General features: G+C 71.7%; 16 protein-coding genes. 2 read left to right on the forward strand and 14 right to left on the reverse strand.

All coding sequences use genetic code 11. The annotated features are described in order from the left end of the window. Window positions 1–246: 246 nt before the first annotated feature. From F6W97_RS12455 to F6W97_RS12470, 4 genes are all read right to left on the reverse strand, one after another. Window positions 247–561 carry a 4a-hydroxytetrahydrobiopterin dehydratase gene (locus tag F6W97_RS12455; RefSeq protein ID WP_155370427.1) on the reverse strand — a complete coding sequence of 105 codons (315 nt, stop codon included), beginning with the start codon at window positions 559–561 and terminating at the stop codon, window positions 247–249. Between the two features lie 218 nt (window positions 562–779). Further along, window positions 780–1,532, reverse strand: a complete 753-nt coding sequence (locus tag F6W97_RS12460; RefSeq protein WP_155370428.1) for a YebC/PmpR family DNA-binding transcriptional regulator — start codon at window positions 1,530–1,532, stop codon at window positions 780–782. A 39-nt stretch (window positions 1,533–1,571) separates the two neighbouring features. Beyond that, window positions 1,572–2,201: a pyridoxal 5'-phosphate synthase glutaminase subunit PdxT gene (gene pdxT / locus F6W97_RS12465; RefSeq protein ID WP_120320051.1), complete on the reverse strand. Its 630-nt coding sequence runs from the start codon at window positions 2,199–2,201 to the stop codon at window positions 1,572–1,574. Between the two features lie 16 nt (window positions 2,202–2,217). Next, on the reverse strand, window positions 2,218–3,558 hold the full coding sequence (locus tag F6W97_RS12470; RefSeq protein ID WP_155370429.1) for a trans-sulfuration enzyme family protein: 1,341 nt from the start codon (window positions 3,556–3,558) through the stop codon (window positions 2,218–2,220). A gap of 60 nt (window positions 3,559–3,618) precedes the next feature. Here F6W97_RS12470 and F6W97_RS12475 point away from each other — a divergent pair, with 60 nt between their 5' ends. Next, the gene (locus F6W97_RS12475; RefSeq protein ID WP_155370430.1) at window positions 3,619–4,089 is read left to right on the forward strand and encodes an Lrp/AsnC family transcriptional regulator; all 471 of its coding nucleotides are present in this window, start codon (window positions 3,619–3,621) and stop codon (window positions 4,087–4,089) included. A 121-nt stretch (window positions 4,090–4,210) separates the two neighbouring features. On the opposite strand, the gene pdxS is transcribed toward F6W97_RS12475, so the two are convergent. The 5 genes from pdxS to pgsA form a co-directional block, all read right to left on the reverse strand. Continuing rightward, on the reverse strand, window positions 4,211–5,119 hold the full coding sequence (gene pdxS, locus F6W97_RS12480) for a pyridoxal 5'-phosphate synthase lyase subunit PdxS (protein ID WP_144125515.1): 909 nt from the start codon (window positions 5,117–5,119) through the stop codon (window positions 4,211–4,213). A 207-nt stretch (window positions 5,120–5,326) separates the two neighbouring features. Next, complete coding sequence (locus F6W97_RS12485; protein ID WP_196279104.1) at window positions 5,327–5,818, reverse strand: hypothetical protein; 492 nt, start codon at window positions 5,816–5,818, stop codon at window positions 5,327–5,329. Window positions 5,819–5,850: 32 nt separating this feature from the next. After that, window positions 5,851–7,005, reverse strand: a complete 1,155-nt coding sequence (locus F6W97_RS12490) for a glycosyltransferase family 4 protein (protein ID WP_155370432.1) — start codon at window positions 7,003–7,005, stop codon at window positions 5,851–5,853. A 1-nt stretch (window position 7,006) separates the two neighbouring features. Continuing rightward, window positions 7,007–7,954 carry a phosphatidylinositol mannoside acyltransferase gene (locus F6W97_RS12495; protein WP_230686620.1) on the reverse strand — a complete coding sequence of 316 codons (948 nt, stop codon included), beginning with the start codon at window positions 7,952–7,954 and terminating at the stop codon, window positions 7,007–7,009. 132 nt (window positions 7,955–8,086) lie between these two features. Further along, window positions 8,087–8,707: a phosphatidylinositol phosphate synthase gene (gene pgsA / locus F6W97_RS12500; protein ID WP_155370434.1), complete on the reverse strand. Its 621-nt coding sequence runs from the start codon at window positions 8,705–8,707 to the stop codon at window positions 8,087–8,089. Between the two features lie 137 nt (window positions 8,708–8,844). Here pgsA and F6W97_RS12505 point away from each other — a divergent pair, with 137 nt between their 5' ends. Beyond that, window positions 8,845–11,007 carry an elongation factor G-like protein EF-G2 gene (locus tag F6W97_RS12505; RefSeq protein ID WP_155370435.1) on the forward strand — a complete coding sequence of 721 codons (2,163 nt, stop codon included), beginning with the start codon at window positions 8,845–8,847 and terminating at the stop codon, window positions 11,005–11,007. A gap of 165 nt (window positions 11,008–11,172) precedes the next feature. On the opposite strand, the gene F6W97_RS12510 is transcribed toward F6W97_RS12505, so the two are convergent. The 5 genes from F6W97_RS12510 to thrS form a co-directional block, all read right to left on the reverse strand. Then, window positions 11,173–11,961, reverse strand: coding sequence for a polysaccharide deacetylase family protein (locus F6W97_RS12510; RefSeq protein WP_155370436.1), 789 nt, complete (start codon window positions 11,959–11,961; stop codon window positions 11,173–11,175). A 172-nt stretch (window positions 11,962–12,133) separates the two neighbouring features. Next, window positions 12,134–12,841: a VOC family protein gene (locus F6W97_RS12515; protein ID WP_155370437.1), complete on the reverse strand. Its 708-nt coding sequence runs from the start codon at window positions 12,839–12,841 to the stop codon at window positions 12,134–12,136. 166 nt (window positions 12,842–13,007) lie between these two features. Beyond that, a complete protein-coding gene (locus tag F6W97_RS12520; RefSeq protein WP_155370438.1) occupies window positions 13,008–13,508 on the reverse strand; it encodes an HIT family protein in 501 nt (166 codons plus the stop codon). After that, window positions 13,505–13,981, reverse strand: a complete 477-nt coding sequence (locus F6W97_RS12525; RefSeq protein ID WP_155370439.1) for a GNAT family N-acetyltransferase — start codon at window positions 13,979–13,981, stop codon at window positions 13,505–13,507. Before F6W97_RS12525 ends, F6W97_RS12520 begins: the two co-directional genes overlap by 4 nt. A 67-nt stretch (window positions 13,982–14,048) precedes the next feature. Next, the gene (gene thrS, locus F6W97_RS12530; protein ID WP_155370440.1) at window positions 14,049–16,097 is read right to left on the reverse strand and encodes a threonine--tRNA ligase; all 2,049 of its coding nucleotides are present in this window, start codon (window positions 16,095–16,097) and stop codon (window positions 14,049–14,051) included. Between the last annotated feature and the right edge of the window lie 82 nt (window positions 16,098–16,179).

The raw sequence follows: 16,179 nt of genomic DNA on the forward strand, positions 1-16,179 counted from the left end.
AAAAGAAGGTGCCCTTCTTAACATCGCAAGCCCAGTGAGCTGGGAAGCCGCGAGCTGCAAAGCCGGAGGCGCGTCGGGGCCGCGGACCGGCTGCAGTTTCGGGGAAACTGCGCGAACCGCCGCACTCCATCGTGCAGTTTCCCCGAAACTGCAGCTCACGGGCAGGGGCCCGGGAGCGGGCCAGGAGGGGGCACGGGAGCGGGAGCGGGCACGGGACGCGGGTGGCGTAGATGCGGTGGTGGGCGGTCAGTGGTTGGCGGGCTGGTCGGCGGTGGCGTCGGTGACGATGTCGTCGATCAGGCGGGCCAGGCGCAGGTCCAGGTCGGTGAGACCGCCGGCGGCGTGGGTGCAGCAGGTGAAGGTGAGATGGCGATATCGGATGTCGATGTCCGGGTGGTGGTCCATGCTCTCCGCCGCCTCACCCACCCGGGCCACCACGGCCAGCGCGGCAGGGAAGCTGGGCAGCTTCACGGTACGGGTGATGCCGTGCACGTCGCCGGTCCAGCCGCGCAGGGCGGCGAGGCCCTGCTCCAGCTCGCCGGGGTTGAGGACTTCGACCATAGAGACCATGATGCCCAGAATTCGCCCTCCGTCACCCGAATAGCGGAAACAAGACCTGCCCGCCTTCCAAGATCGGTCGACTTGCCAGGCAGATGTGCGTATCCGGCCGCAAGATACGCACAGGTGCCAGGCAAGTCGAGCGATCTTGGGGCGGCCCGGAGCGGGAACGGCGCAGGGCCCCGTCCGACAGCGGACGGGGCCCTGCGCGCCGATACGGATCAGGCTTCGATCTTCTCGAGGATCTCGTCGGAGATGTCGAAGTTCGCGAAGACGTCCTGGACGTCGTCGCAGTCGTCGAGCACGTCGATCAGCTTGAGCACCTTGCGGGCGCCGTCCTCGTCCAGCGCCACCTGGACGCTGGGCACGAAGGTCGACTCGGCCGACTCGTACTCGATGCCGGCGGCCTGCAGCGCGTTGCGGACCCCGATCAGGTCCCCCGCCTCGCTGATGACCTCGAACGCCTCGCCGAGGTCGTTGCACTCCTCGGCGCCGGCGTCGAGCACCGCGCCGAGCACGTCGTCCTCGGTCAGGCCGTTCTTCGGCACGATGACCTGGCCCTTGCGGGAGAACATGTACGACACCGAGCCGGCGTCGGCCAGGTTGCCGCCGTTGCGGGTCAGTGCGGTGCGCACCTCGGTCGCGGCGCGGTTGCGGTTGTCGGTCAGACACTCGATCAGGATCGCCACGCCGTTGGGGCCGTAGCCCTCGTACATGATGGTCTGCCAGTCGGCGCCGCCGGCTTCAAGCCCGGAGCCCCGCTTGAGGGCCCGGTCGATGTTGTCGTTGGGGACCGAGTTCTTCTTGGCCTTCTGGACCGCGTCGTACAGCGTCGGGTTACCCGCCGGATCCGCACCACCGGTACGCGCCGCCACCTCGATGTTCTTGATGAGGCGGGCGAACAGCTTGCCCCGCTTGGCGTCGATCGCCGCCTTCTTGTGCTTGGTCGTCGCCCACTTTGAGTGGCCGGACATCAGATCCTCCGTCAGCGCGCTGGTGAAGACTCCCCCGGGTCAGGAGGCCTGGTCACGCACCATGTCGACGAAGAGACGGTGCACCCGCAGATCCCCGGTGAGCTCCGGGTGGAACGAGGTGGCCAGCAGGTTGCCCTGCCGGACCGCGACCATCCTACCGGTGGCGGGGCCTGCGGTGACCCGGCCCAGCACCTCGACATCACCGGTGACCGACTCGACCCACGGCGCGCGGATGAAGATCGCGTGCACCGGCTCGCCTTCCACACCCGCGATGTCCACCGGGGCCTCGAACGAGTCGACCTGCCGGCCGAAGGCGTTGCGGCGCACCGTCATGCCGATACCGCCGAACGTCTTCTGGTCGGGCCGCCCGTCGAGCACCTCGTCGGCGAGCATGATCATGCCGGCGCACGAGCCGTACGCCGGCATGCCTTCGGCAAGTCGCTTGCGCACGGGCTCGTACACCTCGAACGCGAGCGCCAGCTTGCTCATGGTGGTGGATTCGCCGCCCGGGATGACCAGGGCGTCGATCTCGGCGACCTCCTCGGGGCGGCGCACCGGCCGGCCGATCACGTCGCACTCGGCCAGCGCGGCCAGGTGCTCGCGCACGTCACCCTGCAGCGCCAATACGCCGATGACGAGGTCTGGCACAGGTCCTCCCAAGAAGATCATCCACTGTAGGTCGAGTCTATGCCGGGACGGGCGCGCTCCCGTTCACGGCCTGCGCCGATGTGGCGGACACCGCGTCGAGGGCGAACGCCTCCGGCTCGGGCACCGCGACGACCGGCGCGGCGAGGACGGCCGCCTGCGCGTCCACGGCCGCCGGGACGGCCGCGGGAGCAGCCACGGAGACCGTGGCGCGTGCCGCGGCGGTCAGGGCCTGGTCCAGGTCGGCCCACAGGTCGTCGACGTCTTCCAGGCCGACGGACATGCGCAGCAGGCTCGGCGTGATGCCGCCGGTCTGCTTGCCCTGGGCGTCGACGAGCCGGTGGGTGAGCAGCGCCGGGTGCTCGATGAGCGTGTCGACCGAGCCGAGGCTGACGGCCGGGGTGATCAGGCGCAGCGCGGCGACCACGGCCGCGGCGTCGCCGATGGTCTCGAACGCGATCATCGCGCCGGGGCCGCGCATCTGGCGGCCGACCAGCCCGCGCGGGTCGCTGCCGGGCAGGCCCGGGTAGTGGACCTTGCTGATGCCGCGGTGCACGGCCAGGCGTACGGCCAGCGTCGCGGCGGTGGCCTGGGCGGCGCGTACCCGCAGCGGCAGCGTGGACAGGCCGCGGTGCAGCAGGTAGCCGGCCAGCGGGTGCAGCACCGCCCCGGTGAGGATGCGCACCTGGCGCAGCGCGCCGGCCCGCCGCTCGGCGCAGGCGACGACGCCGCCGAGCACGTCGCCGTGCCCGCCGAGGTACTTCGTGCCGGAGTGCACCACGTAGGACGCGCCCAGCCGGGCCGGGTTCTGCAGCACCGGGGTGGCGAAGGTGTTGTCGACCAGCACCGGCACGTCACCGGCCTGGATGCACACGGTGGCGATGTCGACCAGGCCCAGGGTCGGGTTGCCCGGGGTCTCGACGACGACCAGGCCGGTGTCGGGACGGATCGCGCCCGCGACCTCGTCCTGGTCGACCCAGGTCACGGACAGGCCCAGCAGGCCGATGGAGAGCAGGTGGTCGGTGCCGCCGTAGAGGGGGCGCACGGCCACCACGTGCCGCCGCTCGGTCATCAGGCAGGCGGCCTGCAGCACCGCGGTGATCGCGGCCATGCCGGAGGCGAACGAGACGGCGGCCTCGGTGCCCTCCAGCTCGGCGAGCGCCTGCTCGAACCGGGCCGTGGTGGGGTTGTAGAGCCGCTGGTAGACCGGGGTGGCGGCGGTGGCCGCACCGTCGGCGAACGCGCCCAGCGCCGCGCCCGCGGCGACCTGGTCGTGCATCGGGTACGTGGTGGAGAAGTCCAGCGGGAGCGCGTGCACACCGAGCTCGGCGAGGTCAGCACGGCCCGCGTGCACGGCGCGGGTGTCGACGGCGTAGGTCATGGGCGTGATCTTCGGGCCTTCTTCGGCCCTGGTAAACAGGTTCCGAATACTCTTCGGGGTATGGCGGAGAACACCGTGCTTGATGCGATCGACGCGGCGATCCTGCGCGAGTTGCAGAACGATGCGCGGATCTCGAACAAGGAGCTGGCGACACGCGTCAATGTCGCCGCCTCGACCTGCCTGGAGCGGGTACGCGCACTCCAGCGCCGCGGGGTCCTGGCCGGTTTCCACGCCGACGCCGATCCGGCCGCGCTGGGCCGCCCACTGCAGGCGTACATCGCGGTACGGGTGCGCCCGCACAACCGCGACGTGGTGGAGCCGTTCATCCGCTTCGTGCTGGACCTGCCCGAGACGATCGCGCTGAGCCACATCGCCGGCGCCGACGACTTCCTGGTCCACGTCGCCGTACGCGACGCCGCCCACCTGCAGCGCCTGCTCCTGGACGGCTTCACCTCCCGTCGCGAGGTGGCCCACCTGGAAACCCAGCTGATCTTCTCCCACATCCGGAAGTGGGATGTCGGGCCGATGTGACGCAATGAAGATCGCCGTCTCGTGTCGGAATCTCAGGTCTGGCCCGAGGTTCTGACACGAAACGGCGATCTTGAAAGCTTTACGTGACCGGCCGGGCGGATGGACGCGGCCGGTCACGGGTTCACCAGCCGCGCTCGGCCAGGCGGTGCGGCTGCGGGATCTCGTCGACGTTGATGCCGACCATGGCCTCGCCCAGGCCGCGCGACACCTTGGCGAGCACGTCCGGGTCGTCGTAGAAGGTGGTGGCCTTCACGATCGCCTCGGCGCGCTGGGCCGGGTTGCCGGACTTGAAGATGCCGGAGCCGACGAAGACGCCCTCGGCGCCGAGCTGCATCATCATCGCGGCGTCGGCCGGGGTGGCGATGCCGCCCGCGGTGAACAGCACGACGGGCAGCTTGCCGGTCTCGGCGATCTCCTTGACCAGCTCGTACGGCGCCTGCAGCTCCTTGGCCGCGACGTACAGCTCGTCGGCGGGCAGCGAGGCCAGCTTCTTGATCTCGCCACGGATCTTGCGCATGTGGGTGGTGGCGTTGGACACGTCACCGGTGCCGGCCTCGCCCTTGGAGCGGATCATGGCCGCACCCTCGGTGATCCGGCGCAGCGCCTCGCCCAGGTTGGTCGCGCCGCAGACGAAGGGGACGGTGAACTGCCACTTGTCGATGTGGTTGGCGTAGTCGGCCGGGGTCAGCACCTCGGACTCGTCCACGTAGTCGACGCCGAGCGCCTGCAGCACCTGGGCCTCGACGAAGTGGCCGATGCGGGCTTTGGCCATGACCGGGATGGAGACGGCGTTGATGATGCCGTCGATCATGTCGGGGTCGCTCATGCGGGACACGCCGCCCTGGGCCCGGATGTCGGCGGGCACGCGCTCCAGCGCCATGACGGCGACGGCGCCGGCATCCTCGGCGATCTTCGCCTGCTCCGCGTTGACGACGTCCATGATCACGCCGCCCTTGAGCATCTCGGCCATGCCGCGCTTGACGCGGGCGGTGCCGGTCACCGGTACGTTCACAGACTCGGTTGCAGACATGATGACGCGCTTCTCCTGACACACGGAATCGAGGACCGCGGAGGAGGCCGCCTTCGATCAGGCGGCGGCAGGCTCCGCTGGCCTGAATTCTACGCGGGGAGGAGCGGGCCACCCGACGGCCAATCAGCACCCTGTGGCCCGGCCTGTGACCCGCGTCACAGGTGTGACCTGCGACAACTCAGTGGAAGCCGCAAATGTACCCGGTCGTCAGACCGCGCTCAAGGTCGGGTCGTCGATGTCGAAGTACGCCGGGCGGGCGTGCTTGCGGTTGAGCCGCAGCAGCCGCACCAGCGGCCGCTCGCGCGCGCCGAGGGCCGCGCGGACCAGGTCGGTGTGCATCTGGCGGGCCAGCGCCACCCGGCGGCTGGCCGCGATCACCGCCGCCCCGTTCGGCTCCTGCGGATCGAGGGCCTGCTTGCGCAGCATCCGGGTGAGGTCGTTCTCCGACGCCTCCCGGTCGTCCTCGCGGGCGTCCAGCGCGGCACGGGCGGCCGCGTACAGGTCGTCGCCCGCCGGATCACCGGCCAGCTCGGTCTCGGCCAGCACCGCGGCGGCCGCGGCCCGGCGCACGAGCTGCGAATCCAGCGCCCGACCCGCCGAGGCGGCGCGCAGGTGCAGTCGGTCCACCCGCCCGGCGGTCCAGGTGACGTACGAGGCGATCACGACCACCAAGGCCACCACGCCGATCACCCACTCCATGCCGGGCATCGTAGTGGTGCGCTGTTACGGCCTCACCACTGCGCGGGGGGCTCGCCCTGGCTGACCGTCTCCCCGAGCGCCTCGATGGCGCTGTTGTAGACCTCCAGCACCCGGGCTGCGACCACCGGCCAGTCGTACGCCGCGACCACCCGCTCCGCGTGTTCGGCCAGCTCACGGCGGCGCTCACCGTCGTCGAGCAGGTCGATGACGGCCTCGCCCAACGACGCGGCGTCCCCGTTGGGGAACAGCGCCCCGGCCCGGCCACCGTCGAGCACCCGGCGGAACGCGTCCAGGTCGGTGGCGACCACGGGCGCGCCCGCCGCCATCGCCTCGGTGAGGATCATGCCGAACGACTCCCCGCCGGTGTTCGGCGCGATGTACAGGTCGACGCTACGCAGCATGCGCGCCTTGTCCTCCTCCGACACCTTGCCCAGGAAGGTGGTGCGCTCGGCGACCACCGGCGGCAGGTCCACCTCGTCGAGGTCGCCGGGCCCGGCCAGCAGCAGCCGCATGCCGGGACGCTGCGGCATCACCTCGGCCAGCGCGCGGACGAGGATGTCGAAGCCCTTGCGGGGCTCGGTGAACCGGCCCAGGAAGCCGACCGTGCCGCCGTACCCGGGGCGGCACTCCCCCGGCCAGCCCGGCAGCGGCTCCGCGTCGGCGAAGTGCGCCACGGACACCCCGTTGGGGATCTCCACCGCGCCGCCGTCCAGGTGCTCGACCTGCACCCGGCGGGCCAGCTCGCTGACCGCGATGCGGCCGGTGATGCGCTCCAGCACCACCCGGGCCACCGGAGCCCCCGCCGCGAGCGCCCGCGACCGGGTCATCGCGGTGTGGAACGTCGCCACCACCGGGCCGCGCGCCGACATCACCGCCAGCAGCGACAGGCTCGGCGTGAGCGGCTCGTGCACGTGCAGCACGTCGAAGTCGCCCTGGTGCAGCCAGCGGCGGGTGCGGGCGGCCGAGATCGGGCCGAAGTTGAGCCGCGCCACTGAGCCGTTGTAGGGCACCGGCACGGCCCGCCCGGCGGCCACCACGTACGGCGGCAGGGGCTGGTCGTCGTCGGCGGGCGCGAGCACGCTGACCTCGTGCCCCATCGCGATCAGCGTCTCGGCGAGATCGCGGACGTGGAACTGCACCCCGCCCGGCACGTCCAGCGAGTACGGGCAGACGATTCCGATCCGCACGTCACTCCTCGGGGTCGGGGACGCCCGCGGCCGACGTGGCGCGGGCGGTCGCCGGGTCGCCCGCGGGCGGCTCGGTCAGCCACAGCTTCTGCAGCATGTGCCAGTCGGCCGGGTGGGCCGCGATGCCGCGGGCCAGCCCGTCGGCGACCTGCTGGGTGAGCAGCTTGACCCGCACGTCCAGCGGGCCGGCGGACGCGTCGGGCACCGGCAGCGGCCCGACCACCCGCCCGCAGCCGGAGTCCGGCTCGTACCACATGTCCACCACGAACAGCGGCGCGCCGGTGCGCAGCGCCAGCATCGCCGGACCGGCCGGCATCCGGGTGCGCCCGCCGAAGAACTCCACCTCGACGCCGCGCGCGGACAGGTCCCGGTCGGCCAGCAGCGGCACGACGTGCGCCTGCCCGAGGGCCTTGACCAGCGCGTCGATCGGCGAACCCTGACCGCCGACGGTCGGCACGATGGTCATGCCCAGCTTCTCGCGGTACGCCAGGAACCGGCGGTACAGGCCCTCCGGCTTGAGCCGCTCGGCGACCGTGGTCAGCGGCACCCCGTGCGACGTCACCACCGCTCCCGCCGCGTCCCAGTTGCCCGCGTGCGGCAGCGCGACGATCGCGCCGGTGCCCGCGGCGTGCGCGTCGAGCAGCTTTTCGACGCCGTGCAGCCGGAACCCGTCGCGCAGCTGCGCCTTCGACTTCGACGGCAGCCGGAACGCCTCCAGCCAGTAGCGGGCGTACGAGCGCACCGCGTCACGGACCAGCTCGTCGGACGGTTCGTGCCCCAGCACGTTGCGCAGGTTGCGGGCCAGCCGCTGCACGCCCGGTCCGCGCTTGGCGGCGGCCCGGTCGGCCCCGGCGCGGAACAGCCCCGACGCCGCGCCTTCGGGCAGGGCGCGGACCAGCCGCCACCCGGCCGCATAGCCGAACTCGACCAGCCGTTCCTTGCCGCTCACGCCTTCTCCTCGCTGCGCTCGTCGCATGCGTGAGAACGGTGCCCACCGGTTCGCTCGCGAGGCTCGCTCACGCCTTCTCCTCGCTGCGCTCGCCACCGGCGCGAGTCCTCGCCGACGTGATCCGCCGCCCGCTCATACCGCGTCCCCGGCCGACTCGTGCTTGCGGACGTGCCACATGCGCTGCCAGATGGTGAACACCGATCCGGCCGCGAGCAGCCACAGTGACGCGGGCAGGCCCCAGGACAGGCCGAAGCCGGCCAGCAGCGCGCCGACGCCGACGATGATCAGGCGCTCGGCGCGCTCGACCAGGCCGACGTGGCAGGACATGCCCAGCCCTTCGGCGCGGGCCTTGACGTAGGAGACGATCTGCCCGGTGACCAGGCAGATCAGCGCGGCGGCCAGCGACGGCCGGTCGCCGGTGCCCGCGTACCACCAGGCGATGGCCGCGAAGATCGCGCCGTCGGCGATCCGGTCCATCGTCGAGTCCAGCAGCGCGCCGTACCGGTTGGCGCTGCCGCGGGCGCGGGCCATCGACCCGTCCATGACGTCGGTGAGGCCGCACACTAAGATGATCACCACGGCGGCTATCCAGTGGCCGCGCGCCGCGAAACCGAACGCGCCCACCAGGACACCCAGGGTGCCCACCACCGTCACCGCGTTCGGGCTCACCCCCGCTCGCAGCAGGGCCCGGCTGAGGGGATCGAGCAGGCGGGCCGTGCCGGCCTTGCCCACCACGCTGAGGATCTTCGCCATGATGGCGCTAACGATAGCGGTGGGCGTCGGCCTGCTCGACAGCGGCGACACGCTGACGCCGGGGTTGTGTCCGTACGCCCGATGGGTGTGGGATCGGAAACAATGCAGTAACCGACACGGCTACAGGAGGCGGACAGATGGCGCGCGGCGACAAGGAGAAGGTCTCACAGGCTCCGGCGCAGGTCGCCGAGCAGCCGTCAGACGTGCGCAACGTGGTGGTGGTCGGGCACGCCGGCAGCGGTAAGACCACGCTGGTCGAGGCGCTGCTCGCGGCCACCCAGACGATCAGCCGGGCGGGCACGGTCGGCGAGGGCACCACGGTCACCGACCACGACCCGGCCGCGGTCAAGCAGCAGCGCTCCGTCGCGCTGGCCTGCGCTCCGCTGTCCCACCAGGGCGTGAAGGTGAACCTGCTGGACACCCCCGGCTACGCCGACTTCGTGGGCGAGCTGCGGGCCGGCCTGCGCGCCGCCGACGCGGCCCTGTTCGTGGTCAGCGCCTGGGACGGCATGGACGCCGCCACCGCCACCCTCTGGGACGAGTGCGCGGCGGTCGGCATGCCGCGCGCCGTGGCGATCACCCGGCTGGACCACCCGCGGGCCGACTTCGACGAGGCCCTGGCGCTGTGCCAGCGGGTCTTCGGCGAGGAGGTGCAGCCGCTGTACCTGCCGATGCACGGCGACGACGGCCAGTCCGTGGAGGGCCTGATCGGCCTGATCTCGCAGCAGGTGTACGACTACTCCAACGGCTACCCGCCCCAGGTGCGCCAGCCCGACGCCGAGCACCTGCCCGCGATCGAGGAGTCCCGCGGCGAGCTGATCGAGGGCATCATCGCCGAGAGCGAGGACGAGACCCTGATGGACCGGTACCTCGCCGGCGAGGTCATCGACTCCCAGGTGCTCATCGACGATCTGGAGAAGGCCGTCGCCCGCGGCCACTTCCACCCGGCGGTGCCGGTGTGCGCCGAGACCGGCGTCGGCCTGGACGCGCTGCTGGAGCTGCTGACCCGGGCCTTCCCGACGCCGCTGGAGCACCCGCTGCCCGCGGTCACCGGCGTCGACGGCTCCCCGCGTGACGCCCTCGAGTGCGACCCGGACGGCCCGCTGGTCGCCGAGGTGGTCAAGACGACCATCGACCCGTACGTCGGCCGGGTCAGCCTGGTCCGGGTCTTCTCCGGCACGCTGCGCCCGGACACCCCCGTGCACATCAGCGGCCACGGCCTCGCCGAGCGCGGCCACCCCGACCACGACGCCGACGAGCGCGTCCTGCACATCTACTCCCCGCTCGGGGCGAACCTGCGCGAGGTCGCCAAGTGCGTGGCCGGCGACATCTGCGCCGTCACCAAGTCGAGCGCGGCCGAGACCGGCGACACCCTGTCCGGCAAGGACAAGCCGCTGCTGATGGCCCCGTGGCAGATGCCCGAGCCGCTGCTGCCGGTCGCGGTGGTGCCCAAGACCCGCTCCGACGAGGACGCGCTCGCCAAGAACCTGGCCAAGCTGGTCGCGGGCGACCCGACGCTGCGCCTGGAGCGCAACCCGGAGACCCACCAGCTGGTGCTGTGGTGCATGGGCGAGGCGCACGCCGACGTGGTGCTCGACCGGCTGCGCGCGGGCGGCGTCGAGCTGTCCACCGAGCCCGCCCGGGTCGCGCTGCGCGAGGCGTTCGCAGCCCCCGCCAGCGGGCAGGGCCGCCACGTCAAGCAGTCCGGCGGGCACGGCCAGTACGCGGTCTGCGCGATCCAGCTGGAGCCGCTGCCCCGCGGCGCCGGCATCGAGTTCGTCGACAAGATCGTGGGCGGGGCCATCCCGCACAACTACATCCCCAGCGTCGAGAAGGGGGTGCGCGCGCAGGCCGAGAAGGGCATCGTGGCCGGCTACCCCGTGGTCGACTTCCGGGTGACCCTGGTCGACGGCAAGGCGCACAGCGTCGACTCCTCCGACGCGGCGTTCCAGACCGCGGGCAGCATGGCCCTCAAGGACGCCGCCGAGAAGGCGCAGATCACCCTGCTGGAGCCGGTCGACGAGGTGGTCATCACGGTGCCCGACTCGGCGGTCGGGGCGGTCATGAGCGACCTGTCCGGACGGCGCGGCCGGGTGCTGGGCTCCGAATCCGACCCCGGCGGCGCCGACCGCACCCAGGTGCGGGCCGAGGTGCCCGCCATCGAGCTGCTGCGCTACCTGGTGGACCTGCGCTCGATGACGGCCGGGGCGGGCACCTTCACCCGCGAGTTCGCCCGCTACGAGCCCATGCCCAGCCACCTCGCCGACCACGCCCGCAAGGAACACACCACCACCCGCTGACCGGGCGCCCTGGCCCGGCGTCGGCCAACGTCCGCCCTTGATAGGCGTTGGCCTATCTGATCGAGTTTTCGTAGATCGAACTCGATCAGATAGGCCAACGCCTACGTAAGGCCGGGTGGACGGCGTGGACGGCGTGGACGGCGGGGCGCAGCGGCACTGGGGCGGTCAGGTGGTGGCGGGGTGGCCGGCGGCGAGCAGCTCGGAGACGGTGACGAGTTCGAAGCCGCGGGCCCGTAGCTCGGTGACGATGCCCTTGAGGTTCGCGATGCAGACCAGGCGGTCGTCGGGGCCGGTGTCGTGGGCCAGCACGATCGCGCCGTTGCGGGCCTGCTCGGCGGTGTCGGCGACGATGCCGCCGGGGTTGTCCACGAACACGCTCTCGCGCATCCGCTGCGACCACATGACCACGTCGTAGCCGAACTCCTCGGCGACGGTCAGCGTGGTGCCGGCGAGGTGGCCCCACGGCGGCCGGAGCAGCGTCGGCGCCCGGCCGACGTGCTCGGCGACGGCATCGTGGCAGCGGCGCAGCTGGTCGCGTACACCCTTCTCGTCGCGCTGGGCCAGGTCCTTGTGCGCCCAGGTGTGGTTGCCGACCTCGTGGCGGGCGTAGCGGCCCTTGACCAGGGCGGCGTTGCGCACCAGCCGCTCGCCGACGACGAAGAACGTCGCCTTGGCGTCGGCTTCGTCGAGGGCGTCGAGCACCCGGGGCGTCCAGTCGGGCTCGGGGCCGTCGTCGAAGGTCAGCGCGATCAGCGGCCGGTCGGTGGTGACGTGCCACAGCACCCGCACCGCGCCGTTGTGCCAGCCCAGCTCGTTGCCGGCGGGCGCGTAGCCGCCGTCGAGGGGCAGCCGGTCCGGGCCGAACCAGCCGCGCACCCTCGGCGCGGCCACCGCGACGGCCGCACCGACGCCGCCCGCGGCCAGCAGGCGCACCATGTCGCGCCGAGAAACCATGAGGGACCCCCGTCCCCCGTCCCACCGCGCCGAGGGGCCGGGCGGTGCAGACGGGCCGTCTACGCCGATGGTGACGTGCGAAGGCCCCTCCGCGGTTCCCTTTGCACGATCACGTCACACAACGTGACGGTGCGGCGGGCCCGCGCATCCCGTGGCGCGGACCCGCCACGGGTCACCAGACCAGGCAGAACGGGTGCCCGGCGGGGTCGGCGTACACGCGCCAGTTGTCGCCTTCGCCGGCCAGGCGGGTGCCGCCGAGGGCGAGCACCTTCGGCTCGGCCTCTTCGACGTCGGCCACCTCCACGTCCAGGTGGAACTGCTGCGGGTGGGCCGGGTCGGGCCACTGCGGGGCCCGGTGGTCGGCGATCTCCTGGAAGATCACCGTCAGCCGGCCCTCCGCGGAGATCATCGCGCCGCCCTCGCCCTCCCAGGTGACCGGGAGGCCGAGCAGCTCGCTGTAGAAGCGGGCGAGCGGCGAGGCGGCCGCGCAGTCGATCGCCACGTCGGCGATGGCGGCACTGTCCACCTCGCCCTGGCAGAGGCAGAACGGGTGGCCGGCCGGGTCGGCCAGCACGGTGAAGGTCTCGCCGCCGCCGGGCAGGCGGGTCGCGCCCAGCTTGACGGCGTGCTCGACCGCCGCGGCCAGGTCCGGCACGCGCAGGTCGAGGTGCATCTGCTGCGGGTACGCCGGGTCGGGCCAGCGCGGCGGCACGAGGTCGGGGGCGAGCTGAAAGCCGAGGCGGGTGCCGTCGGCGGCCTTGAGAGTGATCCATTCGTCGTCGGCGTAGTGCTCGTCCAGGCCGGCCAGCTCCGTGTAGAAGGCGGCCAGGCCCTTGATGTCGGGTGCGTCCAGCACGACGGTGCGCAGGGTGCCAATCATGGCAGCCATCCTTCCGCAGGGGTCTGACACCACCCGGGTACCCGCTCCGGCGCGCCGCGCCGCCCTTGACCGCGGCTTGTCGCGCCATGATCGCCGTTTCGGGTCAGAACCTGGCGCTGGACCGCACCTTCCGACCGGAAACAGCGATCACTGCTGCCACGACGAGCTAGGCCGGCCAGGCTTCCCGGAGCAGGTCGCGGGTGTCGGTGAGGAGCTGCGGCAGCGCTTTGGTGCGGGCGACGACGGGAAGGAAGTTGTTGTCGCCGCCCCAGCGCGGCACGACGTGCTGGTGCAGGTGGGCGGCGATCCCGGCGCCCGCGGCGTGGCCCTGGTTGAGGCCGATGTTGAACCCGTGCGCGTTGGAGACCTTCCGGACCACCCGCATCGCCGTCTTGGTGAACTCGGCCAGCTCCGCGGTCTCGGCGGCGTCGAGCTCCGGGTAGTCGTCGATGTGGCGGTACGGGCAGATCAGCAGGTGGCCCGGGTTGTACGGGAACCGGTTGAGCACCGCGTAGACGGCCTCACCCCGGGCGACGACCAGCCCGTCCGGGTCGGAGACCGGCGCGACGCAGAACGGGCACTCGGTCGGCTTCGCGCCGCCGCTGACGTACGCCATGCGCCACGGCGTCCACAGCCGTTCGAGGCCGTCCGGGTCGGGTGCGTTCATGCCCGTGCCTGCGCGGTGTGCGGCACGTCCGGGCGGCCGATGACGCGGGTGGTCAGCTGCATCCAGCGGTCCGGCTCGGCCAGCGGGGTGAACCCGGCCTCGGCGTAGACGGCGTGCGCGTCGGCGGTCGCCAGGATGATCCGGTACACGCCGAGCGCGAGCACGTCGTCGCGGACCGCCGCCACCGCCCACCGGGCCAGGCCCTGCCCGCGGTAGGCCGCCTCGATGAACACGTCGCACAGCCAGGCGAACGTGGCCCCGTCGGTGACCACGCGCAGCAGGCCGACCTGCGTGCCGTCCGGGGCGTAGATCCCGTACACGGTGGACCCGGCCAGTGAGCGCTCGATGACCGCGCGCTCGCGCCCGCCGGCCCAGTAGCTCTCCTGGGCCAGCCAGCGCTCGACGGTGTCGAGGTCGAGCCGGGCCGGGTCCGTGTCCAGCACGAACCCGGCTCCGTTGGCACGGGTGCTCACGCTTCCTCCTCGCTGCGCTCGTCGGCAGCGCGAGAACCCGGCAACCTGGTTCGCTCGCTGCGCTCGCTCACGCCGCTTCGACCGCCTCGGCGTCCTGCGCCACTGCCGCGGACGGGCCGGTGTTGACGCGGGAGCGCACGATCTCGGTCACGTGGGCGACCGCCTCGTCGAGGCTCACGCCGTTGCGCTGCGAGCCGTCGCGGTAGCGGAAGGACACCGTGCCGTCGGCCAGGTCCTGGTCGCCGACGATGGCCATGAACGGGATCTTCTGCTGCTGCGCGGTGCGGATCTTCTTCTGCATGCGCTCGTCGGAGCTGTCGACCTCGGCGCGGATGCCGGCCTTGCGCAGCTTCGCCACGAACTCGTACAGGTAGGCGGTGTGCCCGGCCTCGTCGTCGGAGCGGATCGGGATGCCGACCACCTGGATCGGGGCCAGCCAGGCCGGGAACGCGCCCGCGTAGTGCTCGGTGAGCACGCCGATGAAGCGCTCGATCGACCCGAACTTGGCACAGTGGATCATGACGGGCTGCTGCCGCGTGCCGTCCGCCGCCTGGTACTCCAGCTCGAAGCCCTTGGGCTGGTTGAAGTCGTACTGGATGGTCGACATCTGCCAGGTGCGGCCGATGGCGTCCTTGGCCTGCACGGAGATCTTCGGGCCGTAGAAGGCCGCGCCGCCCGGGTCCGGCACCAGGGTCAGCCCGGTCTCCAGGGCGCACTGCTCCAGCACCGCGGTGGCCGTGACCCAGTCCTCCTCCGAGCCGACGAACTTCTCCGGCTTGCTGTCGTCACGCGTCGACAGCTCCAGGTAGAAGTCGGTGATGCCGAAGTCCTTGAGCAGGCCGAGCACGAAGTCCAGCAGGTGCTTGATCTCGGCGGCCGCCTGCTCCTTGGTGACGTAGGAGTGCGAGTCGTCCTGGGTGAAGCCGCGCACCCGGGTCAGGCCGTGGATCACGCCCGACTTCTCGAACCGGTAGACGGAGCCGAACTCGAACAGCCGGATCGGCAGCTCGCGGTAGGAACGCCCGCGCGACCTGTAGATCAGGTTGTGCATCGGGCAGTTCATCGCCTTGAGGTAGTAGTCGCTGCCCTCCATGTCCATAGGCGGGAACATGGTCTCTTTGTAGTACGGCAGGTGACCCGAGGTGTGGAAGAGGCCTTCCTTGGTGATGTGCGGCGTCCCGACGTACTGGAAGCCCTCCTCGATGTGGCGGAGACGGACGTAGTCCTCCATCTCGCGCTTGATCACACCGCCCTTGGGGTGGAAGACCGCCAGGCCCGAGCCGATCTCGTCGGGGAAGCTGAACAGGTCGAGGTCGGTGCCCAGCTTGCGGTGGTCGCGGCGGGCCGCCTCCTCCAGCAGCTTCAGGTAGTCCTTGAGCTGGTCGCGGGTCGGCCACGCGGTGCCGTACACCCGCTGCAGCTGGGGGTTCTTCTCCGAACCGCGCCAGTACGCCGCCGCGGAGCGCATCAGCTTGAACGCGCCGATCAGGCGGGTCGACGGCAGGTGCGGGCCCCGGCACAGGTCGCCCCAGCAGCGGTCGCCCGTCTTGGCGTCGAGGTTGTCGTAGATGGTCAGCTCGCCGCCGCCCACCTCCATGACGTCGTCGCCGGCGTCACCCTTGATGTCGACCAGCTCCAGCTTGAAGGGCTCGTCCTTCAGCTCTGCCTTGGCCTCGTCGAGCGTCTCGAAGCGGCGGCGACGGAAGCGCTGCCCCGACTTGACGATCTCCTGCATCCGCTTCTCGATCTTGTCGAGGTCGTCCGGGTGGAACGGCTTGGGCACCGAGAAGTCGTAGTAGAAGCCGTTGTCGATGGGCGGGCCGATGCCGAGCTTGGCCTCGGGGAAGATGTCCTGCACCGCCTGGGCCAGCACGTGCGCGGTGGAGTGGCGCAGGACGTCGAGGCCGTCCTTGGAGTCGATGGCGACCGGCTCGACCGCGGTGTCGACCGTCGGCGACCAGTCCAGGTCGCGCAGGCGGCCCTCGGGGTCGCGGACGACCACGATCGCCTTGGGGCCGTGCACCGGCAGGCCGGCCTCGGCGATCGCCTCCGCGCCCGTCGTCCCGGCCCGGACGACGACGGGGTCGGCCTGTGGCGGGCTGATCGAAACGCTCACGGTGATCTCCTCAAGTCCTCTGCTGCGGTTTGTCCGGCTCCGGCCATGCTATCGGGCGCGCTGATCATGCCGGTTACCGGTT

The organism is Catellatospora vulcania, from assembly GCF_009720385.1.
In the GTDB taxonomy this organism is placed as follows: domain Bacteria; phylum Actinomycetota; class Actinomycetes; order Mycobacteriales; family Micromonosporaceae; genus Catellatospora; species Catellatospora vulcania.

Bases quoted from the DNA above. Each gene is read 5' to 3' on its own strand.
- F6W97_RS12455 (WP_155370427.1), bottom strand. From the start codon at position 561: ATGGTCGAAGTCCTCAACCCCGGCGAGCTGGAGCAGGGCCTCGCCGCC.
- F6W97_RS12460 (WP_155370428.1), bottom strand. From the start codon at position 1,532: ATGTCCGGCCACTCAAAGTGGGCGACGACCAAGCACAAGAAGGCGGCG.
- pdxT (WP_120320051.1), bottom strand. From the start codon at position 2,201: ATGATCTTCTTGGGAGGACCTGTGCCAGACCTCGTCATCGGCGTATTG.
- F6W97_RS12470 (WP_155370429.1), bottom strand. From the start codon at position 3,558: ATGACCTACGCCGTCGACACCCGCGCCGTGCACGCGGGCCGTGCTGAC.
- F6W97_RS12475 (WP_155370430.1), top strand. From the start codon at position 3,619: ATGGCGGAGAACACCGTGCTTGATGCGATCGACGCGGCGATCCTGCGC.
- pdxS (WP_144125515.1), bottom strand. From the start codon at position 5,119: ATGTCTGCAACCGAGTCTGTGAACGTACCGGTGACCGGCACCGCCCGC.
- F6W97_RS12485 (WP_196279104.1), bottom strand. From the start codon at position 5,818: ATGGAGTGGGTGATCGGCGTGGTGGCCTTGGTGGTCGTGATCGCCTCG.
- pgsA (WP_155370434.1), bottom strand. From the start codon at position 8,707: ATGGCGAAGATCCTCAGCGTGGTGGGCAAGGCCGGCACGGCCCGCCTG.
- F6W97_RS12505 (WP_155370435.1), top strand. From the start codon at position 8,845: ATGGCGCGCGGCGACAAGGAGAAGGTCTCACAGGCTCCGGCGCAGGTC.
- F6W97_RS12510 (WP_155370436.1), bottom strand. From the start codon at position 11,961: ATGGTTTCTCGGCGCGACATGGTGCGCCTGCTGGCCGCGGGCGGCGTC.
- F6W97_RS12515 (WP_155370437.1), bottom strand. From the start codon at position 12,841: ATGATTGGCACCCTGCGCACCGTCGTGCTGGACGCACCCGACATCAAG.
- F6W97_RS12520 (WP_155370438.1), bottom strand. From the start codon at position 13,508: ATGAACGCACCCGACCCGGACGGCCTCGAACGGCTGTGGACGCCGTGG.